At 38.5% G+C, this 24,434-nt stretch carries 27 protein-coding genes; 11 read left to right on the top strand and 16 right to left on the bottom strand.

Annotated features, from left to right (window positions below; genetic code table 11):
• Positions 1-29: 29 nt before the first annotated feature.
• The gene (locus LIS78_RS11160; protein WP_195780223.1) at positions 30-722 is read right to left on the bottom strand and encodes an LrgB family protein; all 693 of its coding nucleotides are present in this window, start codon (positions 720-722) and stop codon (positions 30-32) included.
• Positions 692-1,096, bottom strand: coding sequence for a CidA/LrgA family protein (locus LIS78_RS11155; protein ID WP_252285165.1), 405 nt, complete (start codon positions 1,094-1,096; stop codon positions 692-694). The genes LIS78_RS11160 and LIS78_RS11155 overlap by 31 nt, the downstream gene beginning before the upstream one ends.
• A 191-nt stretch (positions 1,097-1,287) precedes the next feature.
• Here LIS78_RS11155 and LIS78_RS11150 point away from each other — a divergent pair, with 191 nt between their 5' ends.
• Both LIS78_RS11150 and LIS78_RS11145 read left to right on the top strand, forming a co-directional pair.
• The gene (locus LIS78_RS11150; protein ID WP_116515875.1) at positions 1,288-1,719 is read left to right on the top strand and encodes a MarR family winged helix-turn-helix transcriptional regulator; all 432 of its coding nucleotides are present in this window, start codon (positions 1,288-1,290) and stop codon (positions 1,717-1,719) included.
• Between the two features lie 99 nt (positions 1,720-1,818).
• Complete coding sequence (locus LIS78_RS11145; RefSeq protein ID WP_342394269.1) at positions 1,819-2,106, top strand: phospholipase; 288 nt, start codon at positions 1,819-1,821, stop codon at positions 2,104-2,106.
• A gap of 36 nt (positions 2,107-2,142) precedes the next feature.
• Here the strand turns inward: LIS78_RS11145 and LIS78_RS11140 are convergent, their stop codons facing one another.
• Together LIS78_RS11140 and LIS78_RS11135 are read right to left on the bottom strand one after the other, a co-directional pair.
• Positions 2,143-2,655 carry a GNAT family N-acetyltransferase gene (locus tag LIS78_RS11140; protein ID WP_195783272.1) on the bottom strand — a complete coding sequence of 171 codons (513 nt, stop codon included), beginning with the start codon at positions 2,653-2,655 and terminating at the stop codon, positions 2,143-2,145.
• 189 nt (positions 2,656-2,844) lie between these two features.
• Positions 2,845-4,269 (bottom strand): phospholipase D-like domain-containing protein, encoded by a 1,425-nt coding sequence (locus LIS78_RS11135; protein WP_252285164.1) that lies wholly within the window; start codon positions 4,267-4,269, stop codon positions 2,845-2,847.
• Between the two features lie 172 nt (positions 4,270-4,441).
• On the opposite strand from LIS78_RS11135, the gene LIS78_RS11130 reads away from it, so the two are divergent.
• Positions 4,442-4,708, top strand: a complete 267-nt coding sequence (locus tag LIS78_RS11130) for a diaminopimelate epimerase (protein WP_195780226.1) — start codon at positions 4,442-4,444, stop codon at positions 4,706-4,708.
• Positions 4,709-4,710: 2 nt separating this feature from the next.
• Here the strand turns inward: LIS78_RS11130 and LIS78_RS11125 are convergent, their stop codons facing one another.
• The 3 genes from LIS78_RS11125 to LIS78_RS11115 form a co-directional block, all read right to left on the bottom strand.
• The gene (locus LIS78_RS11125) at positions 4,711-5,310 is read right to left on the bottom strand and encodes a DUF3298 and DUF4163 domain-containing protein (protein ID WP_116515871.1); all 600 of its coding nucleotides are present in this window, start codon (positions 5,308-5,310) and stop codon (positions 4,711-4,713) included.
• Between the two features lie 364 nt (positions 5,311-5,674).
• A complete protein-coding gene (gene folD / locus LIS78_RS11120) occupies positions 5,675-6,529 on the bottom strand; it encodes a bifunctional methylenetetrahydrofolate dehydrogenase/methenyltetrahydrofolate cyclohydrolase FolD (protein WP_195780227.1) in 855 nt (284 codons plus the stop codon).
• A gap of 248 nt (positions 6,530-6,777) precedes the next feature.
• On the bottom strand, positions 6,778-8,178 hold the full coding sequence (locus LIS78_RS11115; RefSeq protein ID WP_252285163.1) for an alpha/beta hydrolase: 1,401 nt from the start codon (positions 8,176-8,178) through the stop codon (positions 6,778-6,780).
• Between the two features lie 202 nt (positions 8,179-8,380).
• On the opposite strand from LIS78_RS11115, the gene LIS78_RS11110 reads away from it, so the two are divergent.
• Together LIS78_RS11110 and LIS78_RS11105 are read left to right on the top strand one after the other, a co-directional pair.
• Positions 8,381-8,851, top strand: a complete 471-nt coding sequence (locus LIS78_RS11110) for a staygreen family protein (protein ID WP_195780229.1) — start codon at positions 8,381-8,383, stop codon at positions 8,849-8,851.
• 52 nt (positions 8,852-8,903) lie between these two features.
• Positions 8,904-9,383, top strand: coding sequence for a hypothetical protein (locus tag LIS78_RS11105; protein ID WP_252285162.1), 480 nt, complete (start codon positions 8,904-8,906; stop codon positions 9,381-9,383).
• A 33-nt stretch (positions 9,384-9,416) separates the two neighbouring features.
• Here LIS78_RS11105 and gltD read toward each other — a convergent pair whose 3' ends face one another.
• Positions 9,417-10,898: a glutamate synthase small subunit gene (gene gltD / locus LIS78_RS11100; RefSeq protein ID WP_252285160.1), complete on the bottom strand. Its 1,482-nt coding sequence runs from the start codon at positions 10,896-10,898 to the stop codon at positions 9,417-9,419.
• Positions 10,899-10,914: 16 nt separating this feature from the next.
• Positions 10,915-15,468, bottom strand: coding sequence for a glutamate synthase large subunit (gene gltB / locus LIS78_RS11095; protein WP_252285159.1), 4,554 nt, complete (start codon positions 15,466-15,468; stop codon positions 10,915-10,917).
• A 134-nt stretch (positions 15,469-15,602) separates the two neighbouring features.
• Between gltB and gltC the strand changes: the two genes are divergently transcribed.
• Together gltC and LIS78_RS11085 are read left to right on the top strand one after the other, a co-directional pair.
• Positions 15,603-16,505 (top strand): glutamate biosynthesis transcriptional regulator GltC, encoded by a 903-nt coding sequence (gltC, locus tag LIS78_RS11090; RefSeq protein WP_195780231.1) that lies wholly within the window; start codon positions 15,603-15,605, stop codon positions 16,503-16,505.
• A 160-nt stretch (positions 16,506-16,665) separates the two neighbouring features.
• Complete coding sequence (locus LIS78_RS11085; protein WP_252285158.1) at positions 16,666-17,736, top strand: DUF3900 domain-containing protein; 1,071 nt, start codon at positions 16,666-16,668, stop codon at positions 17,734-17,736.
• Between the two features lie 71 nt (positions 17,737-17,807).
• Here LIS78_RS11085 and LIS78_RS11080 read toward each other — a convergent pair whose 3' ends face one another.
• Entirely contained in the window at positions 17,808-17,987 is a 180-nt protein-coding gene (locus LIS78_RS11080) for an H-type small acid-soluble spore protein (RefSeq protein WP_013056799.1), read from the bottom strand.
• A 77-nt stretch (positions 17,988-18,064) separates the two neighbouring features.
• On the bottom strand, positions 18,065-18,424 hold the full coding sequence (locus tag LIS78_RS11075; RefSeq protein ID WP_057243992.1) for a hypothetical protein: 360 nt from the start codon (positions 18,422-18,424) through the stop codon (positions 18,065-18,067).
• A 220-nt stretch (positions 18,425-18,644) separates the two neighbouring features.
• Here LIS78_RS11075 and LIS78_RS11070 point away from each other — a divergent pair, with 220 nt between their 5' ends.
• The 3 genes from LIS78_RS11070 (at position 18,645) to LIS78_RS11060 (ending at position 19,583) form a co-directional block, all read left to right on the top strand.
• The gene (locus LIS78_RS11070) at positions 18,645-18,953 is read left to right on the top strand and encodes a flagellar hook-associated protein FlgK (RefSeq protein ID WP_013056797.1); all 309 of its coding nucleotides are present in this window, start codon (positions 18,645-18,647) and stop codon (positions 18,951-18,953) included.
• A 141-nt stretch (positions 18,954-19,094) separates the two neighbouring features.
• Complete coding sequence (locus LIS78_RS11065) at positions 19,095-19,241, top strand: hypothetical protein (protein WP_013056796.1); 147 nt, start codon at positions 19,095-19,097, stop codon at positions 19,239-19,241.
• 129 nt (positions 19,242-19,370) lie between these two features.
• Complete coding sequence (locus tag LIS78_RS11060) at positions 19,371-19,583, top strand: hypothetical protein (protein WP_013056795.1); 213 nt, start codon at positions 19,371-19,373, stop codon at positions 19,581-19,583.
• Positions 19,584-19,643: 60 nt separating this feature from the next.
• On the opposite strand, the gene LIS78_RS11055 is transcribed toward LIS78_RS11060, so the two are convergent.
• The 4 genes from LIS78_RS11055 to LIS78_RS11040 form a co-directional block, all read right to left on the bottom strand.
• Positions 19,644-20,078 (bottom strand): MerR family transcriptional regulator, encoded by a 435-nt coding sequence (locus LIS78_RS11055; protein ID WP_195780233.1) that lies wholly within the window; start codon positions 20,076-20,078, stop codon positions 19,644-19,646.
• A 524-nt stretch (positions 20,079-20,602) separates the two neighbouring features.
• Entirely contained in the window at positions 20,603-21,211 is a 609-nt protein-coding gene (locus LIS78_RS11050; RefSeq protein WP_195780234.1) for a methyltransferase, read from the bottom strand.
• 64 nt (positions 21,212-21,275) lie between these two features.
• Positions 21,276-21,452: a hypothetical protein gene (locus tag LIS78_RS11045; protein WP_013056791.1), complete on the bottom strand. Its 177-nt coding sequence runs from the start codon at positions 21,450-21,452 to the stop codon at positions 21,276-21,278.
• A gap of 95 nt (positions 21,453-21,547) precedes the next feature.
• Positions 21,548-22,162 carry a poly-gamma-glutamate hydrolase family protein gene (locus tag LIS78_RS11040; RefSeq protein ID WP_229754436.1) on the bottom strand — a complete coding sequence of 205 codons (615 nt, stop codon included), beginning with the start codon at positions 22,160-22,162 and terminating at the stop codon, positions 21,548-21,550.
• Positions 22,163-22,553: 391 nt separating this feature from the next.
• On the opposite strand from LIS78_RS11040, the gene cyoE reads away from it, so the two are divergent.
• A complete protein-coding gene (gene cyoE / locus LIS78_RS11035) occupies positions 22,554-23,471 on the top strand; it encodes a heme o synthase (protein ID WP_013056789.1) in 918 nt (305 codons plus the stop codon).
• Positions 23,472-23,495: 24 nt separating this feature from the next.
• On the opposite strand, the gene LIS78_RS11030 is transcribed toward cyoE, so the two are convergent.
• On the bottom strand, positions 23,496-24,434 hold the full coding sequence (locus LIS78_RS11030; RefSeq protein WP_252285157.1) for a carbohydrate kinase family protein: 939 nt from the start codon (positions 24,432-24,434) through the stop codon (positions 23,496-23,498).

The raw sequence follows: 24,434 nt of genomic DNA, 5'->3' as shown, positions 1-24,434 counted from the left end.
TTTTTATATTCACTTTCTTTTACCTCACCTTACACTTGGAATAGCCACACAACAATAGGTCCAAAAACTGATCCTAGTACAGCGCTTAACGTCATTGATACTGAGCTCATCGATACCGTTAGTTCACCATATTCAAATGCTTTAGAAGTTCCTAGCGCATGAGAAGCACTGCCTAGTGCAATTCCTTTTCCTAAAGAACTTTTAATACGAATCCACTTTAAAAGTAAAGGTCCAAGAATTACTCCCGAAAAGCCTGCAATCATAACAAATACCACAGTCATGGATGGAACCCCTCCTAGTCCCATGGCAATTTGAATTGCAACGGGAGTGGTAATAGACTTAGGAATAATGGATAAAATCAGGCTTCGGTCAATGCCGAATACTTCAGCGAACACAAGTCCGCTAATCATGCCTGCAAATAATCCTACAAACACTCCTCCAATAATAGGAATGCTGTATTTTACTAGCATCTCACGCTGTTTATACAGTGGATACGCTAATGCAACAACCGCTGGCCCCAGAAGTGAATTAATCCATTTGCCTCCAATCATATACTCGTCATAGGAAATATGAAAAGCAAGCAAAAGAAGAATAACGAATACGGTTGTAGTTAAAACTGGAATAAGAATTGGGTAGGAGAACCGTACGTATACTTTCGCCATGACTAGATACAGAGCAACTGTAGCTATGATTATAAAGACCGCGATAAAGAATTCTTGCACTGTTGTTTCTCCTTTCGTTTGTTCGCTTTCTTTTCCAAAAGTTGGCTAGCAGCCCCTGCGGCGGCCATCGTAATGATTGTACTAAGCACAATAATTAAAAACAAAATCGCTCCGCTGCTTGAAAGAAGCGAAGGATAATTCATCACTCCTGCCATAGCTGGTATGAATAATAAAGGTAAAAAAGATAACAAGAAGCTTGCTCCGTCTTCAATCACTTTGATGGGAACGACTTTGCACGTTAAGCAAATGAGCATTAAAATTAAGCCTATAATACTGCCTGGAATAGGCAGGTGAAGTATGTGGTGAACGGCTTCGCCAATCATAGAAAAAGTATAAAGAATCGCGATTTGTAAAATGATTCGTATCACTTTCATTATAGGTCACTGTCCTATAGATAAAGAACAGCTGTCCTCCTCTCTTTATTTTGTCATGTTGTCTAACATTTAACTATATAAACATCCTTTACTTTACCTACTTTTACTTGTACTATACAACTATATATACATTTGTATTATACAAGTATATATTTCTTTGTCAATGAATGATTTTGTAAGGAGAGATTATAATGCAAGAAAAGAATTCAATTGAATTGATTGAATATGAACTTACTACCTTTATTAGACGAGCCGTCTATCTTGATAATTCTGAAAATAAAATAGGAAACCTAGAAAGATCAGCTTATTTATTATTACGGCAATTAGATGAATTTGGACCAGCGCGTGTAAAAGAGCTAGCAGAAGCATTTAAACTTGACATTTCAACTCTGTCTAGACAAGCAGCTGCTTTAGAAAATAAAAAGCTTATTTCCCGCTCCTCTGATCCTTCGGATGGACGCGTCAGCCTATTTGACATCACACCACGTGGAAAACAAATGCTGCAAACTGATAAGCAAATGCGTCTTGAACGCTATCATAGTATGTTAAAAAAATGGTCAAGTGAAGAAAAGGAGCTTTTTGGCAAACTATTAATGCGGATGAATGACGCATTTATCGATTAAATAGAAATTCATGAAAATTAGGCTGCTGCTGCAAGGTGTTTGTCCCTGTCTCTTTTCTTTTTCTTGCATTTAATGTAAAGAGACTATTGAAAAGGATGTATGATTATGTCTGTTCCGAACAAACGGAAAGCCACGCCCTGCCTCTTCCCTGGCTATAAATGGTGTGGTCCCGGATGCAGTGGTCCCGGATGTCCTGTAAATGATGTAGACTGCTGCTGTAAATACCATGATTTATGCTATGAAGATTACGGATCATGCCGCTCATGTGATGAGCAATTTCTTGACTGTCTTTGCTCCAAAGCAAATCCGTACAGTTTAGAAGGAAGACAGGCATACGCCATGTATACCTATATGCGGTTGAAGCTAGCTTTAAAACAATATGACTAAGCATAAAAGAGGAGAATTGAAAAATTCACCTCTTTCTTATGCCATTTTATCCGTATGAATCCAAAAGCGTTGAACAACAGCTCCGTCCTCTTCTATATAATCCTCGTCTTGTATACCACCGTTTGCCAGAATAGTTCGATGAGAAGCGGTGTTCCAATCATCACACACAACTAATGCCCGTTGAACCCCCAGCTTTTTAATTTCTTGAAGAGATAACTTCAGTAGCAGCTTCGCATATCCTTTTTGTCTTTCGCTTGGCCGAATGCCATAACCTATATGTCCTCCGCTGTTTCGAAGTATTTCACTTAGCTCATGGCGGATATTAACTACGCCTATTACTTTTTCGTGATGCATTAGCCAGTAGGTGGAATCGGGTACATATCCTTTTTTTAATCCGATCCCTTTTTCTGCATCTAACAACTCTTGAACCATTTTTTCAAAGTAAGCAGGATCTTTAGCAATTACCCACGGAATCATTTTTTCTCCGCTTTCTTTCCATTCATTATAAAAGCTCATATAAGCCTTCCGGTAGGCTACATCTGGTTTCATCAAAACAGCGGTTTCCACGTGCCTTCCTCCTTTTTGTTTATTATGTTTATACTACCTATTTTCCCCAGTAAATAAAAGAGGATAATTTACATCATGTGATAAGTGTGTTTATTCACTTATTTATAAGATATGTAACAAAAAGCACTCAATGAATGTTCATTGAGTGCTTTTTGTTCTACTGCCGGTTGTTTAAATAAATTCCTTAAAAAACCTCGTCACTTTTGCAAGGGCGTATAGGAAGGTTCGCTTCATAACAGGTTCTTCTTTCTTTTGGATGTCAGGAGATTTAATCCATCGCTTATGGTTGGCAATAAGGATACTTTTATCCATTTTGTTTTCCATCGCTATCGTCAACTTTTTTGCAAATTCTTGACTATCGATAATGACCATTGATTCATTATTCAAAAATGTAGAACGGGAATCTAAATTAAAAGAGCCTACGGCGCTGAGTCTTTGATCATAAATCACAGACTTTGCATGGATCGAATAAGGTCCTTGGTATTCGTAAAGCTTTACACCTGTCTTCATAATCGTATCACGCATACTTATATACCCGGAAAAAGCCAACACATTGGGCGTAGATGTAACTGAATTTGTGAGTAGTGTCCATTGAACAGCTGGATTCTTTTTCATTGCTGTATACTTTCTCATCGCATTAGTTGGCACCACATAAGGACTTTGAATAAGAACAGAGCGGTTAGCTCCTTCTGCCAGGTTAATAAACGTTTTCCACATAAAAGGTCTTTTATTAAAGCGTTCAATTGGATTATGAATAAAAGAAACACGCTTTGTAGGAACGGTGGAAGCATTCCAATTAATCTTAGGCGTCGCAAACGTTTCTCCTACTTGCTTAGCTTTATCATATTGCTGCAGCAGCAAAGCTTTCATCCTCTTTCCCTGATCGACCTGGTACTGGGTGAGATGATGAAAAGCTTTTTTAGTGTAAGGATGAGCCCATAATTCATTTATATAATTTTGCATTTGAGTGATGACGCTATCTTGTTTATGTTTGCTGTTTGTAATAAAGACATCACGATCATAGACGAAGTCTGGAGGAGGCTTTTTAGCCAAATATTTGTCCCCTATATTCCGTCCTCCTATTATACCTAGTCTCCCGTCTACAATCATTATTTTGTCATGCATACGATTATGCCACGCCCAAGGTTTAAACAATTGAAACGGTTCGTAATACTTTACTTCAATATTAGGATGTGAAGCTAATGCATAGAGCACGCCTCTTCGGTTTCCCCGTAAGCCGTTAGCTATCCCATCTAAAAGAACGCGAGTATGGACGCCTCGATCAGCTGCTTTAAAAAGAGCGGCCATAATTAAATCAGTTGACTCTCCTTTTCCTATTGAGTAATAAGCAATATCAATCGATTTCTCAGCTTCTTGAATCATTTGAATACGAACTCTTCCTGCCTCATAACCATCTTCAAGAAGTCTGACTCGGTCCGTAGACTCACTGTGACCAAAAAAGCTAGCCGGTTTAATTGAGGTCGTTTCCTCTCCTGTTTTTAAAGGTACATAAAAGAGAACCACCGCCGTTATAACCACATACAGAATATATAAAGATAAAATAATAAGTAATCCTTTGAATGCTATTTTTATCATCGCAACTCCAGCTTTTTGTCTTTTTCTGTTATCGTTCACAAATAATGATCATTAGATGCAAGAAACTGCTTCCTTGATTGCTTTGCGCTTTGTCTTTTTGACACATTTATTTTTTCTGATTCACTATTTGTATAGTATGCTAGTACATATCATAGAAAAAAGGATGATGGTGATGGAGGAATATTCTTTTCGTTTTCATATTACAGATTCTTACCCTTTGCAAAATGAAAACGATAAAATAGAAGCTGTTGTACGCACCAAAATCAAGCATGTGGAGCGAGGATGCTTGTATGAGGGTTATCTTCGTGTTCATATCACTAAAATCGGGGTATTTCCTGTAGCAAAAGATATTGCTGAAGCGATTGGCGTTCGTTCGCTTCGTCAGCAGTTAGCGGCCGAATTAAAAAGATACGTACGGCCGCACCGCAATTTTTTATAACTTTATCCAAACATTTGTCCAAGTGGACTTTCATCTTCAATAATATCTTGAATAGCATAGATAGAAATTGGAAAATAAGGAATTCCATATGCGTAAGGAGCCAGGTCATACAGCTGATAAAATAGCACAAGTGATTTATCGGCGATATAAAAATCTTGATCTGGTTTAATTCCTTTATATTCTCCAAGAACCATAATATCGCGCTCTTTTATTTGCTCTCCTACTATTTTAGAAAGAACGCTCACGTAATTACTGTCTTTTTTAAATAGATCTTTGAGTTGATACGTTTTTCCAGTCAGCACATTAAACGTTAACGGAACTACCACGGTCAATCCGTGCGCTCCCCCGGAATAAGCAAAATTGACAAGTGTTAAGCTGAGCACATTTCGCTCGTTTGTTTTCAACTCATAATAACCCGTTTCTTCTGTATCCGGATTTTCTCCATATCCCTGCTGACGTATTAATTCATTCGTACGCTGCAAAATTTTACTGTTCATGCTGTGCTGAACAGCTTGATTAGTCAAATGTACAACTGGATAGTAAACGTTTAACTTTTTCTTCACCATTTGTTGAGAATATACGGTTGCAGGTAATGTAACCATCGCTTCCTCCTCTTTCTATACAGGTTGTTACATTCTATTCTTTTAGCTTTTATTCCATTACTGAAACAAAAAAAGATTCAGACATAACGAAATCAATCCAATCTAAAGACGAACAAACTGGATAAATGCTCTAGTATTGATCGCTTGTAACACCGCTATTAATTTCCGTGCAAGATTTCGCTTTCCGCGGGAGTCTTCGCCTTGCCCTCCAATCAACGGCTAGAAGCACCTCCATACATGAAACCTATGTTGACCCTATCAATGAAAAAAATCCGAACGGGTTTGATTCTCAATCAAGAATCAAACTCGTTCGGATCTTCCTTCAACGAAAATATCTTTGTCTCAGCCTCTTTTTAACTTCTTATTATTTTACGTTGTTAATTGTTTTAGCAGCGTCTACCGTATTTTTTAATAACATTGTGATGGTCATCGGACCAACTCCGCCTGGTACTGGTGTGATATAACCTGCAACTTCTAAAGCCGCTTCGTAATCAACATCACCAACGAGTTTACCATTTTCCATTGTGTTACCCACATCAATTACAATGGCACCCGGCTTAATATCATCTGCTTTGATAAGTCTAGGTTGTCCTACAGCTGACACAAGAATATCAGCTTGTTTTGTTAAAGAAGATAAATCTTTTGTGCGAGAGTGAGCAATTGTTACCGTTGCACTTTCTTGAAGTAACAGCATGGATACTGGTTTACCAACAATATTGCTTCGTCCAATTACTACCGCATGTTTACCTGAAATTTCTTCACCTGAACGTTTAATTAACTCAACGATACCGTGTGGTGTACATGGTAAATAGCACTCATCGCCAATAACCATATTCCCTACGCTTACTGGGTGGAAGCCATCTACATCTTTTTTAGGAGATACAGCATTTAATACTGCCTTTTCATCAATATGTTTTGGTAATGGAAGTTGAATCAGAATACCATGAACAGATGGATTTCCATTCAAGTGATGGATTTCGTTTAAAAGCTCTTCTTCAGTAATCGTTACGTCACGTTTGATAATTTCAGATGCAACACCGATTTCTTCACAAGCCTTTGCTTTTGCTTTTACATATGATTGGGAAGCAGGATTTTCTCCTACTAAAATCACGGTTAAACCAGGAACGATACCTTTTGTTTTTAATTGAGCTACCTCTTCTTTTAATGCGGCGCGCAGTTCTTGCGCTACTTCTTTTCCTTTAATTACTTTCGCTGTCATGATGTTTTTTGCTCCTTTCAACTGTAGCCATTTAATAAATGTACGAATTATAGTTATTAATCTAACACAAAAGTTCGGTTTTGTTCAATGTTTTTATAATTTTTATTTTAAATAGATGAAAATAAACAACAAATAACGTATGTTCCGTTCTTATCGTACTATAATATTTTGTATTCACCAAAGCTGTTTTTATTCAAACGTTGCTTTTCCAAATTAAAAACCGCACCTTCGGCACGGTTTTCGACGATTTATTTTTCTGTTGATATGCTTTTCTTTGTAGTCAACGGCAGCACGTCTTCCTCTGTTTTTAGATCCTTTACATGCATTTCCTTGAGAGGCGCACTTATTTTCTTATTTTTCGGAGGTTCTTCAAAATTCTCCACCCAATCACATAGCAGTTCAAATCCTTGATACACATAAGGCAGGAGAGGCTGAAGCTTTCGATCTGGGTCAATTTGATGATTCCATACTAAGCTATCAATGTGGTTTCCATTTTCAATTACATAGTGACGATGAAGGTGCTGCTTACCAGAATCTTTTACCAGTTGTTCATAAGGATAAGCATGAATATCCGGAAAAATAAGAGCATCTAACGACCCTGTAATGCTTATCAACGGAACGGAAATATCACCTGTATTTTCAATTTCACGAACTCTTTGCTTTACATCTTGCGGCCTTTCTTGATAATCATACTTTTCAAAAATAGAATCTAACGAACGATCTCTGACTCCGTTTTCAAAAAGCGTCAAGTATTTTTGCCATGGAATGCTTCTAGGTGCTTGACTGTCAAACTCATCTCTATATATATTAAGCGTTAAAAACCAATAATACTGGTCATGATATGGCCATAAAAACTCAGATCCTTTTGGCAACCCTGCTTGATACAAACGATGCAAAGCTTCTTTTTGCGATTCACCTACCGTATACAGTGCTTCTTCGGCATGATTTACAACAGGTGTTAGGGAAGTAATCAAGTTATCGTGATCAGCTCGCCACATAACCCCTTCCCATTCAACGCCTCCATTAAAAAGCTGAGGCTCTCCATTTTTTCCATCGTTTTCTAAAGCATAGCGAACAACATAACCCCCATTAGAAATACCTAACGCATACGTTTTTATATCAAAATATTCTGTCAATTCTTTTTGAAGTTTGTGACGATAATTTTCAAACAAAAATCTCTGAGCTATTTTTGTCACTTCTCGGTATTGAATATGCCATTTTCTAATGGAGTCTTCTTCTTTGACTAGAGCGTTCTTTGCTTTAGCAAATGGATCATCTCTCACTTCTTCTCCCTGAGTTCCTTTATCAGAAGCAGCAAACGCAAACCCTTTTGCCAACACATAGTCGCTGAACAGTAAATCCGTTGATTTCTCATCTCGGGTAGCTGGAACTCCTGACATAACTAACTTTCCATTCCAGTCATCAGGAATTCGAATGAGAAATTTACCACCGTCAACTTCACCTTCTACTTGAACGCCCGTTATTTCTTCAGGCTGATACATGTAATACCATCCATTTTTTTCTTCTTTCGTTCCCCAATAGATAGGAGCCAGCCCAATGTTCCCATAGGCAGTCGCTGCTTGAAATTGAAGAGGGTTTTTAGTCGTTAACCAGTTTCCATACTTACCGTCAAACGTCGTGATATTCAAGTGATAACCTCCATTCACATTTGCTTTTGAAGACAATCTTGGGGGACTGTACACGCATAATTTTAGTTAAATATTACCATCCATTTCTCAAAAAGTACATCAAAACGCCTTTCTTGCAGAAAGAAAGTAGACATTTATCACAACTGAGCCCATAGCGCCGTATAATATTGAAATTTATTCAAAAAAAGGAGTGTCAATGACTATGAGTTCGTTTAATTCTTCAAAACTTTCTACGACTCTTATTCCCCCTGCTACTTCCTCCTATCCGGTTTCTGGAAGAAAATATACTCTTACTCATTCTGATACAACCGGTCAGCTTTTTTTAAGCATCGGATGCTCATATAACAACAAGGCGATAGATGAAAATATGCGTGATGAAGTACTAGCTGCTCTTCACGTAACAGACCGACAAGCAGTTATTCAAGGCGAAGTTTTTGTTAGCGGAGGTGAGTTCAGCCGCGAGCAAGCACAGCTTCGTTATCACATTTTCCGCCGGGAGCTCCCGCTTGCTTTAGAAGCAATATTTTACGGAGACCAAGCGTTTTTTCAACATTATCCAGACTTGCTAAATACACCGATTTACATTTATTTTGCATCGACTTATCAAGAATTTAGAGGGTGGTCCTATTATCAAACTCCTAAATTTTATTTAAAACAAACATGCAGTAGCTAGCACTCTAGTGCATAAACTAATGGGAAATGAACGAGGAAGGTGTGAATGTTTCATGTACAGTCAATGGGTTTACCCCTATATGCCACGCTACTACCATCCAGTGGTTCCTACTACGAATGAAAATTATTTAGAACCTTATAGATACAATGAAGACTTATTTTCTTATGTCCTGCATGAAGAAGAGGAAGTTAGATCAACACGCGATGTAGACAGAGTGATGAAAATTTTAAAACGCCAGTATCAGTCCATCTACAGAGATGCTCAACGAGGCGGGATGGATAGCAAACTAACAGAATACTTATTTCGTTCCATTGTAAGGTTTGTTGATGATAACTATAACAATTACAGCGGATCTATTAACGAACGCGTCGAAAAAGCCGCGCGACAGCTAAAAAAACGTGATCCCTGGATATTTGAACTTTTTAACTTATACAGCGTTTCCCCCGCTTCACAAGTTCGAATTACCAACACGATTTTAACCGTTTCATTTGAAAATTTACGTAGAGGAAATGAAGTACCAAATCCTAGATAAACAAAAAACCGCCACAATTGTGACGGTTTTTTGTTATGGTAATACAGTTGCTCCCATTAAATGGCTATCAACTTGTTTAGCTACTTCACGACCTTCATGAATAGCCCATACAATTAAACTTTGCCCACGACGAGCATCACCAGCAGCAAAAACACCTTCAACATTTGTTTTGTAATTTCCATACGCTGCATCTACGCGACGGTTTTTCGTTTCAACACCAAACGCTGATAGAACCGGATGCTCTGGACCTTCAAACCCAATCGCAATAAAGACAAGCTGAGCTGGCCATACTTTTTCTGTTCCTGGAATTTCGGTAAAGATGTACTGTCCATTTTCACCTTTTACTTTTTCCATTTGAACCGTATGAAGTTCTTTTAGATTGCCTTGCTCATCTGCCACGATTTTTTTCGTTTGAATTGAATATTCACGTGGATCGTCCCCAAATTTCGCCTGTGCTTCTTCATAAGCATATTCAAGATTAAATACATGTGGATATTCAGGCCACATATTATCTTCCGTACGCTCAGCAGGAAGCTGAGGATGTTTACCAAACTGAACAACGCTGCGGCATTTTTGACGAAGAGCAGTAGCTACACAGTCAGCTCCCGTGTCTCCGCCTCCAATAACAATAACGTCTTTTCCTTCAGCATCAATAAATTGACCATCTTTGAAGTTAGAGTCTAAAAGGCTTTTTGTTGAAGTTGTTAAGTAGTCCATTGCAAAGTGAACTCCTTTTGCTTCACGACCTTCTAATACTAGATCTCTTTGCTTCTGAGCTCCTGTGCACAAAATCACAGCATCATATTGTTCTTTTAACTCTTCAGCAGTAATGTCTTTTCCAACTTCCGTATTCGTTACAAAATCAATACCTTCTTGCGTCAATAAACGAACACGTCTTTCCACTACTTCTTTATCTAGCTTCATATTTGGGATTCCATATGTTAATAAACCGCCAGCACGATCTGCTCTTTCATATACTGTTACTGAATGACCCGCTTGGTTCAGCTGATCTGCGCTTGCTAAGCCTGCTGGCCCAGAGCCAATAACAGCAATTTTTTTGCCTGTTCTTTTCTCGGGAATACGCGGAGTAATCCACCCATTCTCAAAGCCTTTATCAATAATAGCGCGTTCGATATTCTTAATCGAAACCGCTGGATCTGAAATAGCAAGCGTACAGGAACCTTCACACGGAGCAGGACAAACTCGTCCTGTAAACTCCGGGAAGTTGTTCGTTTTCATTAAACGCTCTAAAGCTTCTTTCCAGCGTCCTTTATAAACTAAATCATTCCACTCTGGAATTAAGTTATAGATTGGACATCCAGAAGTAAAAGCATTAATATCCATTCCCATGTGGCAAAAAGGTGTGCCACAATCCATACATCGTGCCCCTTGACGGCTTAGCGCTTCATCAGATAAAGGAGCAGCATACTCTTTCCAATCACCTAAACGTTTTAACGGGTCACGTTCCTTCCCTTTTTCACGTTTGATTTCCATAAATCCTGTTGGTTTTCCCATCGTACTCTCCCCTTTCTTACTGAGCTACCGCTTCTTGTTGTTTTGCCGATGCTTTCTTTTCTTGTTTTGCATTTTCCTCAAACGCACTCATAGCTGCTTCTTCTTCCGTTAGTCCAGCTGCTTTTTGCTCTTCAATGCGATTCATCATGCGTTTATAATCATTCGGAATCACTTTTACAAATTTTGAAAGTGATTGTTCCCAATTTTCCAAGACAAATGCTGCTTTATGACTGTTCGTATATTTCAGATGATTTGAAACCATCTCTTTTACTTCTTCTGCTTCTTCGCCTTTTAAGCTCTCAAACCCAATCATGTCTTTATTGCAAAGGTTTTTGAATGCTTCTTGATCATCAGCAAATACGTAAGCAATACCGCCTGACATTCCTGCACCAAAGTTTTTACCTACATCGCCTAATACGACAACACGTCCGCCAGTCATATATTCACAGCCATGATCGCCAATTCCTTCAACCACTACGTTCACACCGCTGTTACGAACTGCAAAACGTTCTCCTGCTAGCCCGCTAACATAGGCTTCACCGCTTGTTGCACCGTAAAATGCAACGTTCCCGACGATAACATTCTCACCTGACACAGCTGTTGTTTCCTTAGGTGGAGCAACAATGATTTTACCTCCTGATAAACCTTTTCCGATATAATCGTTTGCATCTCCAGTTAGATACATAGACATCCCTTTTGGAACAAACGCACCAAAACTTTGTCCTGCAGAGCCAGTGAATCGAAGGGTAATCGTATCTTCTGGCAGACCTTTCTCCCCGTAACGTTTTGTAACTTCACTTCCTACAATTGTTCCAGCTACACGGTTAATATTAGAAATTGGAAGTTCTAACTCGACTTGATACTTATGCTCGATTGCTTGCTGTACCGCAGGCAAAATCTTTTGCATATCAAGAGATTCGTCAATTTTATGATTTTGAGGTGTTTTAAAGGTACGGACACCTTCAGCTTGATATAAAAGAGTTGTTAAGTCTAAGTGCTGAGCCTTCCAGTGATTTTTTGCACGTTCGCTAACGCTTAATACGTCTGTACGTCCAACCATTTCATCCACTGTTTTAAATCCAAGTTCAGCCATAATTTCGCGCACTTCTTGTGCAACAAATTTCATATAGTTAACGATGTGGTCCGCTTCTCCCAGGAACTTTTTACGAAGCTCTGGATTTTGCGTTGCCACTCCAACTGGGCATGTATCTAAGTGACACGCACGCATCATGATACAGCCTAAAACAATTAAAGGCGCCGTAGCAAAACCAAACTCTTCTGCTCCTAGAAGTGCTGCCATGACTACATCTTTACCCGTCATTAGTTTCCCGTCTGTTTCAAGCACTACTTTTTCACGAAGACCGTTTAACATAAGCGTTTGATGAGCTTCTGCTAAGCCAAGTTCCCACGGTAGTCCAGTATGTTTAATACTTGTTTTTGGAGATGCTCCCGTACCTCCGTCGTAACCGCTAATGACAATAACATCCGCTACTCCTTTTGCTACTCCGGCAGCAATCGTTCCTACACCTGCTTTTGAAACGAGCTTGACGCTGATTCGTGCATCACGGTTTATATTTTTCAAGTCATGAATAAGCTGCGCTAAATCTTCAATCGAATAAATATCGTGGTGTGGAGGAGGTGAAATTAAGCCTACTCCTGGCGTTGATCCACGCACATCTGCCACCCATGGATATACTTTGTTTCCTGGAAGCTGACCGCCTTCTCCAGGTTTTGCACCTTGTGCCATTTTAATTTGAAGCTCATCCGCATTCACAAGGTAGTGACTTTTCACCCCAAAACGCCCAGAAGCGATTTGTTTAATCGCACTGCGGCGATTATCTCCATTCTCATCCAGAGTGTAGCGGCTAGGATGCTCGCCACCTTCTCCACTGTTGCTGCGTGCCCCTAAACGGTTCATCGCAATCGCTAATGTTTCATGAGCTTCTTGACTTAAAGATCCAAACGACATAGCACCTGATTTAAAACGTTTTACAATCGAATCAACTGATTCCACTTCATCAATGGAGATAGATGAACGCGATGCATTAAACGAGAACAGGTTGCGCAAGAAACCGATGCGTTCTTCATTAGCCGATTCAGAGAATTTTTTAAATAAGCTGTAATCTCCCTTGCGGCAAGCCCACTGCAGCGTGTGAATTGTTTTTGGATTAAACGCATGATGCTCGCCAGTGTGTCTCCACTGGAAGTCACTTCCTGATTCTAACGTTTGCTCAATTGTTTCAACATAAGCATTGTCATGACGCGTTTTCGCTTCTTTTGCAATAACATCTAAACCGATACCGCCAAGCTGCGAAGCAGTACCTGTAAAATATTGCTCGATAACCTCTGCACTGATTCCAACTGCTTCAAAAATTTGTGCGCCCCGATAACTTTGCACCGTTGAAATACCCATTTTAGACATTACTTTTACGACACCTTCAGTAACGGCTTTTACATATTTCTCAACAGCATAGTCATACGATACGTTCAACGTACCTGCGTTAATTTCATTTTGATATGTTGCAAAAGTAAGATATGGATTAATTGCGTCTGCGCCGTAACCAATCAGCGCTGCAAAATGGTGCACTTCACGCGCTTCTCCCGTTTCCACTACAATGCTCGCCTTTGTACGGTTTCCTTTTCGCACTAGGTGCTGGTGCAGCCCGCTGACCGCTAATAAAGCTGGAATAGCTACAGATTGAGCTCCCGCTTCACGGTCTGTCAGAACAAGAATGCTAGCACCTGCGTTAATTGCCGCTTCAGCTTCAGCAAATACGCGATCAAGATCTGCTTTTAAATCATTTGTAAATACAGCAGATATAACGGCACTTTTGAAATCCGGATGAATTGCAGACTTCAGCTGATCAGTTTGATCGTTTGTTAAAACCGGCGTCTCAAGCTGAATTCGATGAATGTTTTCTTTGGTTGGATGCAGTAAATTCCCTTCTGCACCAAGCAATGTCATTGTCGATGTAACCAACTGCTCACGAATAGCATCAATCGGTGGATTCGTTACTTGAGCAAATAGCTGCTTAAAGTAATTGAACAGCGATTGAGGACGATCAGACAACACGGCTAATGGAGTATCATTACCCATTGAACCAAGCGGATCTTTTCCTTCTGTAATAACTGGAACTAAATATTTATGAATATCTTCATACGTGTAGCCAAATGACTTCTGGCGAATGACCAAATCATCGAAGTATTCAGATTTTTCTTCCTGCACTTCTGGCAACGTTACCAGCTGTTCATCTAACCACTCTTGATAAGGCTCAGCCTGTGCCATTTCAGATTTAATTTCTTCGTCTGAAATAATTCGGCCCTCCTCTAAATCGATTAGAAGCATTTTACCTGGGCTTAAACGATCTTTATATAATACATTTTCATCTTCAACATCAATGACGCCTACTTCTGATGAAAGTATGATGTAATCATCTTTTGTAACATAATAGCGAGCTGGACGTAAACCGTTACGGTCTAAAATAGCACCGATTTGCTTTCCATCCGTAAACGAAATAGCAGTCGGACCATCCCATGGCTCCATTAATGCGCTATGATACTCATAGAAAGCACGTTTTTCTTTTGACATGTGCGGATTCTCAGACCAAGGCTCTGGAATAAGCATCATCGCTGCATGTGCTGGCTTGCGGCCGGCCAATACAAAGAACTCTAGCGCATTATCTAGCATGGATGAGTCGCTTCCTTCAGCATCTAAAATTGGAAGAACCTTCGGCAAATCCTTACCAAATGCGTCCGAAACAAACTGCTGTTCACGCGCTCTCATCCAGTTTTGATTACCGCGAAGCGTATTAATTTCACCATTGTGAATTAAATAACGGTTTGGATGTGCTCTTTCCCAGCTTGGGAACGTGTTTGTGCTAAAGCGAGAATGCACTAAAGCAAACGCTGAAGTAAAGTCTTCATCTTGTAGGTCAAGATAAAAAGCATCAACTTGCTCAGGCGTTAATAACCCTTTGTACACAATTGTTCTGCTTGAAAGACTCGTAAAATAAAAACGATTTTGACGCGCCTGCGCCCAATTTTCCGCTTGCTTACGAATAACATATAGCTTGCGTTCAAACGCTAAGTCATCTTGAATACTGTCATTTGCCCCAATAAATACTTGTCGTACGTACGGACAGCTTTCTTTTGCAACTTTTCCGATTTTTCCGGCATTTACAGGTACAGTTCTCCAACCTAGTAACGTTTGTCCCTCTTCTTCAATTAATTTATTAATATAAGCTTCGATTTCTCGACGCTCGTCTTCGTTATTTGAGAAAAAGATCATTCCAACTCCATAACGACCTTTTTCTGGCAAGTTCAATTCAACGCATGTCTTTTTAAAGAACGCGTGTGGAATTTGCACCATTAATCCAGCTCCATCTCCTGTTAGCGGATCGCTTCCCTGTCCGCCTCGATGGTCAAGCTGACAAAGCATATTTAGTCCTTTTTTAACGATATCATGTGACGCTACGCCTTTCAATTGAGCGTATAATCCGATTCCACATGCATCGTGCTCAAATTCAGGACGGTAGAGACCTTGAGCTTTTGGCATTTGATTGTATGTCATCTTCTTCTCCCCCGTTCGTTTTCTTTATCTTTTTAAGATCACCTGTTTACATTGTAAGTTTTCAAATCAATATAAACAATATATAATTTAGATAAAACTAATCTAATTTTGATATATATAGATGGAGGATGCCTATGGAACTGCGTCAATTACGCTATTTTATGGAAGTTGCAAAAAGAGAACACGTATCTGAGGCAGCAGAATATCTGCATGTAGCTCAATCAGCGATCAGCCGTCAAATCGCGAACCTGGAGTCTGAGCTAGGTGTTAGTTTATTCAAACGCGAAGGAAGAAATGTCAAGTTAACAACAATAGGAAAAGTCTTTCTTGAGCATACGGAGACGGCTATGAAAGCTATTGACTATGCGAAAGAACAAATTGATGAATACCTGGATCCCGAAAGAGGAACGATTAAAATCGGATTTCCAACAAGCCTTGCTAGTCACCTTCTTCCTACTATCATATCAGCCTTTAAAGAAGAACACCCAAATGTTGCTTTTCATCTTAGACAAGGTTCGTACAAATTTTTAATTGAATCGGTTAAAAAAAGAGATATTAATATCGCTTTTTTAGGCCCTGTACCTGTAGAGGACCAGAGTATAGAAGGGCATATTCTATTCACTGAAAATCTTTTAGCCCTTGTTCCTTCTCATCATCCGCTCGCTGAACGGGATAACATCCGGCTGCGGGATTTAAGAAATGAAGATTTTGTGCTATTTCCAAAGGGATTCATTTTACATAAAATGGCCTTTGACGCTTGCAAACAAGCAGGGTTCATGCCCAATATTTCATCTGAAGGAGAAGATTTAGATGCGATTAAAGGTCTTGTATCCGCAGGAATCGGCGTCACGCTTCTTCCTGAAAGCACAGTGTCTGAAACGACTCCTCGTTTTACGACTAAACTTCCTATTCATACGCCGCAGCTTCAGCGTACAGTCGGGATGATTATTCCTAGAAATCGTGATTTAGCACCTTCTGATAAAATTTTTTATAAGTTTGTCAAAACCTTTTTTGAACGGTTGGAGCAGTATAAATAAGAGAGGCCCCCTGCCTCTCTTATTCTTTGCTTTACACACTATTTCTCAGCTGATCAATCGTATAAATAGATCTTCTGTCCCTAAAGCTAACAGGCATTGACGCTTACCGGACTCTTTCTTATACTGAAGTAACTGACTAAAAAGAAACAAGGTGACTGCTATGGATTTTAAAATTAATTTTTTATCATTTTACGTGATACAAGTAGAAGGAAAAGAAGAACAGGCTTCTAAACAATATAAGCATTTTCAAACGCTTGATACGGAAGAATATGAAGAAAGTTCCATTAAAGATTTTTTAGACGGTGAATTTAAAAAAATTGTAAAGCGCAAAGTAGAGCGACACCCCAAAGCAGAACAAGTGCCTACAAAGCTCGGGTATTTTATAGTTGAACCAGGACACGCTCTCGACTCAAACCCTAATTATAATTTATTTCACCGCACTCGTTTTGCCACAACCAAAGAAGAATTTGAAGAAAACAGCGAACAGTTTATCAATGCGTACCTTGATACTGCAGCCGTTCGAGGAGGAGCATTTTTAGTTGTATCTGCTGTTCCAAGAAAATATTTTGATCATGCTTTTGTGTTTATTTTAAAATGTGACTTTGAACCAAAAGTGGCTTCAATTTCAGATGAATCAACCCTTATTCGCCACGTAGAAATGGCGATTACTACTAAAAACATGAAATCTATTCAATACCCCTACATGCCTGAAGAAGGCATGGTCGAAGAAAGCGAGCTTGTCATCCACCAAGCATCTCACGCCCGTTACTTTGAAGACTTTTTAAAATTCATTGACTACAACGAGCCGATGCCTGAGATTATGAAAACACAAGTGATGGATATGGTGCGTGAACATGTCAGCGAAACGTTTGAAGCAGAAAGCGTAGAACTCGAACAGTTTGAGTCGGACATAGAATTGTGGGCAACAAGTGAAAAGCGTGAGCTTCAAGAACGTTTAGATACGCATCAAGTCATGGAAGCTGCTGCACATATCGTCGAGCATACGCCTGATGCAGAGCTTAAAATGAAGCTTGGCGAAACAGAGATTAAAGGACTGTTAGCTGATTTTGGTGAAAATATTCACTTAGCAAAAGTGAACGGACGCTACGTGGCTTTAATTGAAGCAGAATCGATTCTGTTTGAAAAAGGCGCGTCTCCGATTGAGTTTCATAAGCCGGATGATTTGCACGGGATTATTGAAAAGATCAGCAGTAAGAAATGGGAAGAATAAATAAAAGCCAGAGAGTACAACATAGCTCTCTGGCTTTTATTTAACTGAAAAAGCAGCTCTATTTATCCACCTTAATTCTCTACTAATTGGCTCACGGAAACATTTTGTTCATTCTCCGGCTGACCTAGCGGATAAATTCTTACCGTATCATTTTCTTCGCTTACATGTTGAATATAAACGGCCGTATCGTTATACGTAACGTTAGCCATAACGGGTGAATCAGCAATTTGTTTTGCTCGCTGCTTGTCCACGTTTCTTCCCCCCTCTATGCTGATATACATATAAGGTTTGCTTAAAGAATAGATGCTATTCGTCCCCTAGAGCAGTTCTACCGTTTTTTAGCGGTGCGGTAACCAAGGTAAAAAACGAAAGAAGTATAGGTAATAAAAGCAGCTCCAGCCAGCAAGAGCATTTTGTGATGATGCCAAAGGGCCGCGTATGTTTTGATGAAGATTCCCTTTGTGAGTAAAATATATTGATACACAATAAAAGCAACCACTAAAGCAAGAAACAGCACTCGAAACAAACGAATGAAATCAATGTTAGATAAAACGGAAGCAGCTTTTACCCAGGGTGATGTAGGAGGCTGCGCTTTTTTGGTGCTTCGGCTCTTCGACTTTTGTTTCTTTGCAGGCGGAGCTTTTGATTCTTCTATTTTAGGTGCTGGTTTTTGTTTTCCTTGAGCCATCGGTCACTTTCCCTCTTTCTTAAATAAAGTGTCTAAAAAAGAAGCTTTTCTATTTTGCATATTCAAGAAAGGACCGCCTATCTCCTTTTGACTTTTAAAAATACTTCCCTTTTTTAAATACAGAATGTCTTTAGGTATGTGCCTATAGCATTTTTCTTATCTTCGCATACGTTATATCGTGTTTGATTTGAAATTACTATTTAAAAGGAGCGATGCCCTAATGAACCCTTATTATTTCAACCCTGGATACATTCCTCAGCAAGTTGATTACTCAGTTCAACAATACTATCCCCCTTACGTACCACAGCATGAAGAATACGATGAAAGACAGCAGCTTCAAAATCTTGGAGGATTTGAACGAAGAATTCGTGCCCTTGAGAGACAAAATGAGGAGCAAGTCAGAGAAATTACTCGTTTAAATCGAGTTGTGGAGCGACATACTGACCGTATAAACAGATTAAATCAGCGCTTACGCAATGTAGAAAGAAGACTTAACATTCCATTTACAGCAAGCCAGGACGGATTTTAAACTCACCTTAAGCATTCCCGTTTCTTTTGAGCGAGAATGCTTTTTTACATGTCTTCCGTCGTTTTTGATAGCACGAAGGATATTTGATTAAACTTTACATAAAATAAAATTTGACTATGAAAAAGAAAAGGAGAAAATCACATGAAATCCCCTGTTGTTATTTGTCCTAACTGTCATTCTCAAAAAGAGCTTGCTACCGTTTTAACTGCTCAGTCCAATCAAAACGTTATCTATACATGCTCAGCTTGCGGCTATAAGCTGACAAACATTAAAACAAGCAAAGGATAATCAGTATCTCTCACCTCACTTAGTACCTATACTCAATACGTTCTTCTGTCCACATACAAAAATTAACGTTTACGTAAATGTTATTAATTTTGTATACTGATAGTATTATGGGAAAGGGAGTTGAAGAAGTTGAAGTTTAAAATGAAGGAACGCGGGCAGCTGCATTTGAGTCCCGAAGGAAAACAATTAATTTTAGACTTGTACGAATCAAATATGATGGAATCTGTAAATGAAGCTTTGGATGCTGAAACAAGAAGCTTTCACAGTGGAAAAGCCGATGGGATACAGGCTATTCTACTTCTTTTAGGGGTACAGCTAGAAGAAAACACTTCACAATCATAAATGAATGCCCTATAAAAACCGTAAAAGCAGACGCACTCTTCTGGTGAATGCGCCTGCTTTTTATGATTCTTCCTGCTCAAATTTTACAATTGCAGCCTTAGCACGATCTCTCAGTGACAGAAGGTCAGACTCTACTTTTAAGATATTTTTCTTTTTCTGTTCAATCAGCTTGAGCTGCTCTTCTACCGTATGTAACACTTGCTCTAACTTTTCTTTTTGTTGATTTGTTCCTTTCACTTGCCTATAATCCATCTTTTGTATTTCAAGAGTATCACTTAAAGCAAGAAATTCCTGTAATTCTTGAAGTGAAAAACCCATGACTTCTTTGGCATTGGTAATTTTCTTTAAAAATTCTACATGTTCTTCGGTGTACAGACGAAATCCACCTTCACTTCTTGGAGGTGCTGGCATCAGTCCAATTTGTTCATAATAACGAATCGTGCGTTTTGTTAAACCGCTTTGCTTCGCTACATCATCTATTTTTAGTTCACTCATTTTTAAATCCCCTTTAATCAATTAACAATGTCAACTTTTTCGTACTTGTTACTATTATACACTAACGCTAGATATCTCAAAACAAATCTGAAAAGCTGTGCACTTATTTAAAAATAAATAAGCAATTTCTTCACCCTTGTTTAGAGTAAAAAAATTGCTTTTACAGTATATGCTGAGTTCTTTTCTCTAAAACCTTATCATAAATGCCGTTTTTGTTAATTTACGATTTAGCATACAAATTAATAAATTTGTTTTTGAGACTTCTTATTTCTATCCACTAAATGTTTATTAACTTGTATGTAGCCTTCTCCTTCTGTACTAGCCCCGCCTGCGCTGAGTACACCGATAGCCACGCATGCTATCCAACCTAGTTTTATTATAACAGAAAGCGCTTACATAATAAAGTGTTATGCTTTAATTTCTAAAAAGTTATAAATAAAATCAGCAGGTCTTTTTTCAGCCCCTGCTGATTTGTTAAATAGAACCAGCACGATACAGCTTTATCAAATAGTAAATAAGTCGTCTTAATAAGCTACTTTATAAATCAAAAACCGTTCATATGGGTTTTTACGATCCAACTCTGGCAGCATTACTTCTTCTTTTAAAATGAAAGAAGGGTGTTTTTCGAGATGATGAAGATAATCCTCCGAACTATAATATAAAATCAAATCAATCTCGCGCTTATTCTCTTCCCACGAAAGCAAAATATTGTTCACTACTTGGATAAAAATTTGAACTGAAAAAGGATTAAAAAAATAAAAGCAGTTGTCTAGTGGATGAATCTTATATTTCTGGGCTAAACAACACTGAAAATGAATATGATGTTTGCGGCCCTTGGCTTTTTTTAAATAGCGCCTCTGATTATCTATGGCCTGCTCATAAAAGTGCTCGTTCATTTCTACCCCTACAGCGGTGGCATTGCATAGGTAGTTCACATAAAAATTCAGCCTTCCTTTTCCACACCCGAAGTCAACAATTCTATCGCTGCTTGTTAGCTCATACTGAGTGAAAAGTGTTTCTAATGCACTATAAGGCGTGGGTTCATAACGATGGTAATGAAATGAATCATTAAATCCCTTTTGTTCTCCCGTTGTTTTTATATTTAATAAAGCGTCATAATATTGCTCATTCATGGTCAATCTCCTGTTTATAGTTGTTGAAAAAGAGAAAGAAGGACAGATGTCCTTCTCTTTTTTCTCACTCTACTTTCACACGCATTTCTGATATTTTAAGACCAATCTCTTCGATTAACTGCACAGCTTCTGCTCGTTTTTGATCATCTAATGTGCTGATTCCCCGTACGTCTACGCTTTTTAAATATCGATAAGAGGCTTTGAGACGTTCTAGGGTATCTTCTTGGTCAAATGTTTTCATGATTATCTCCTCCAGTATATGTAGTTACTATATGTATACCACAAACATGTCCGTAATAAATCTAACCTGTTTAATAAATACTAAACGTATCTGATTTATCTAAGAGGAAATGCACTTCTAATAGCTGATATATACTCAAAAAATTCCTGGGTTTTAGAATTTTTACGTTCATTTCTCGTGTTAGTTGCAAAAAAAGCTTCTCTTTGCGCTTTACTTATCTCAATTTGCACACCCATCCGCCTAGCTGTTTTATTGGTTATATTTCTAGGGCTTGTACCGGAAAAAGGGTCTTGATCTGATAAAATTTCTGTACTAAAACCTTTGGAAACAAGCGCTTCATGTATTTTGGACCTTAACGTTTTGTCAGCACCGCCGATTTTAGTGTGTTTTTCACTTTTATCATTGTATCCATGAAAAGATACTGCATAGTCTTCTTTCGATATAATAGTTAGCGCATGAGGTTCATCAAAATGAGTGGATGTGATATGAAGGTCGGCATTTCCTGATTTCTTTAACCCTTCAAATATATAGTACGAGTATTCGTTTCCTGCTAGGCCAACAGCAAGTTCGGATGTTCCAGTTTCGATACCTCCGCCGTGTATCGCAAGCATAATAATGTTAGAAGGTCTGATTTCAAACTGAATTTTGTAGTCTTGGTTGTATACTTCATAAGAGGCAAGTTCAGAGAAGCTAGCATATTTATCTGGCATCATATATCCTCCTTGTGAATAAGACATAGTAAATAAACTTATTAGTCCTTTCTTTAATGTACCACATCTTTTCTTTCATCACATACTATGTGATTGCAATTACCAATAAATATGGTACGATTAAGTTCGAGTTTCTTGCTCGTTAAAAGTTCACCAGATAGTCAAAATTTTCATTTTTAAGCATTCCATTTTTATCTTATAATAAAGGATGTACTTATTTTTAATTGGTAATTCGACATTATTCTTTGTTTTTTTAAAAAGTTCAAGGAATGTTAACAAATTTTACGAGCAACCTTGATGTAATTACGATATTTTTTTGTTAAAATAGTTTAGTTGATTAATAAAGATTAGGTTTATTCATGCAAGAATAAGCTCAAAAAGGAGAATTGCTGTGAAAAATACCGAAGTTATCACAAAGGAATCACTTCCTATCAATCAGTATTTTTCCCGGGAAGTAATCAGTGCTATTATAAAAACTGGGATTATTAAATCGAACTCACTAGGAATGGTTGCCGGGCTTTGTCTCGCAATTGCTGTTAATGACTTAAGCTTTGTGACACAAATTCCTATCATTATTTTGGCTTTAATTGGGACATCCTTTGTCGTAGGAGGAGCTGGGGCAGTTAATAACTTCTATGACCGTGATATTGATGCGATCATGAAACGTACGAAAGACAGACCGACGGTAACAGGAGCGGTCAACCCTAAATTTGCTCTATGGTTAGGACTGGCTTTATTTGTTATCGGTGTAGGTATTTTATTTTTAGTTTCTAACATGGCCGCGATCATGGGTATTTTAGGATTTTTCTTTTATGTAGTGCCTTATACTATGCTTACAAAACGTACAACCATTTATAATACCGAAGTCGGAAGTATTTCTGGAGCTATGCCTCCAATCATTGGCTGGGCCGCTATTTCACCAGACTTATTTCATCCGGTAGCAATTGGATTGTTTGTATTTATGTTTTTATGGCAGCCTCCTCACTTCTACGCTATTGCGATTAGAAGACTTGAGGAATATAAAGCCGCAGGTGTACCAATGCTTCCTGTAGTAAAAGGTATCCGTCGTTCCAAAGTCCAAACCCTTGTATACCTAGTTATTTTACTAGCGGCATCTTTCTTATTTTTATCGTTTAGTAAAATTATCGCATTTACAATGTTCGGTTTAACACTAGTGTGGATGCTTCTTGGGATTGTTGGATTTAAAAAATTAGAAGATACAAAATGGGCCACTTTAATGTTTGTGTTCTCATTGAACCACCTTACGATTATTTTTGCCCTTATGATTATACTGTCATTTTTCAAATAATAAACTTTCAAAAGCAGGTAGCTATCAGCTACCTGCTTTTATACTAGATACATCTTTTGCTTTAAGCGAAATCATTCCTCCGTACCTTGCCGAAACTGCTCCACCTAACGCATTAGTAAACATTGTGTACTGCTTCCGTGACTCCTCACTTTCAGGTAACCCTTTTATGTGAACACACCATAAAATGCCTGCCATAAATGCATCACCCGCTCCCGTCGTGTCTATCGCCTGCACTTCTTTTGCACTCACATGCAGCGTTTGATTTGCAGTAACGACTACTGCGCCGTTTTCTCCTTGAGTGACCCATACGTACGGAACATGATACGCTCTCAGTTTTTCTAGACTTTCTGTCAGGTCTGCTGAATTCATCAAAAATAGAAGCTCATCTTGAGAGATTTTCAAAATGTCTGTTTCGTACAAAAACGGTGTCACGATATTTCTACATGCTTCTTCACTTTTCCATCTTTTCATTCGAAGATTTGGATCAAAAGCTACAAGCATACGATGTTTTTTTGCGAGCTTCACAGCTTCTTTTGTAGTTTCCTGAGAAATCGGCTGAAACAACGTACCTGATCCAAAATAAAAAATCGCTGCCTCCTCAAATAAAGATTCCCGCAGCTCATGTTTATACACTTGCTCATGAGGTGTAGAATCTATGTAGGAATGGAAGTAACGATCTCCTTCTTTACTTTTATGTACATACACTTCACAAACTTTTTTAGTCTCCGATATTACACAGCCGCTTTGATTTACTCCTTCACTTAAAAGTTTCTTTCTTACAAAATCACTTGTTTCATCACTGCCTAACTTGCAGATATAATATGCTTTTGCTCCTAACTTCTGAACTCCGACTGCTACATTAACGGTTGTGCCTCCTAAAAAAGGGTCAAAGCTAGTGTTAGATTCGTTTTTCGCGATAAAATCAATAAATGCCTCACCGTATGAAATAATTCCTTTTTTCAA

It is taken from the genome of Priestia megaterium, assembly GCF_023824195.1.
Classification (GTDB): domain Bacteria; phylum Bacillota; class Bacilli; order Bacillales; family Bacillaceae_H; genus Priestia; species Priestia megaterium_D.
The sequence above is the reverse complement of the archived record's forward strand: the minus strand, read 5'-3'. Positions and strand labels throughout refer to the sequence as shown.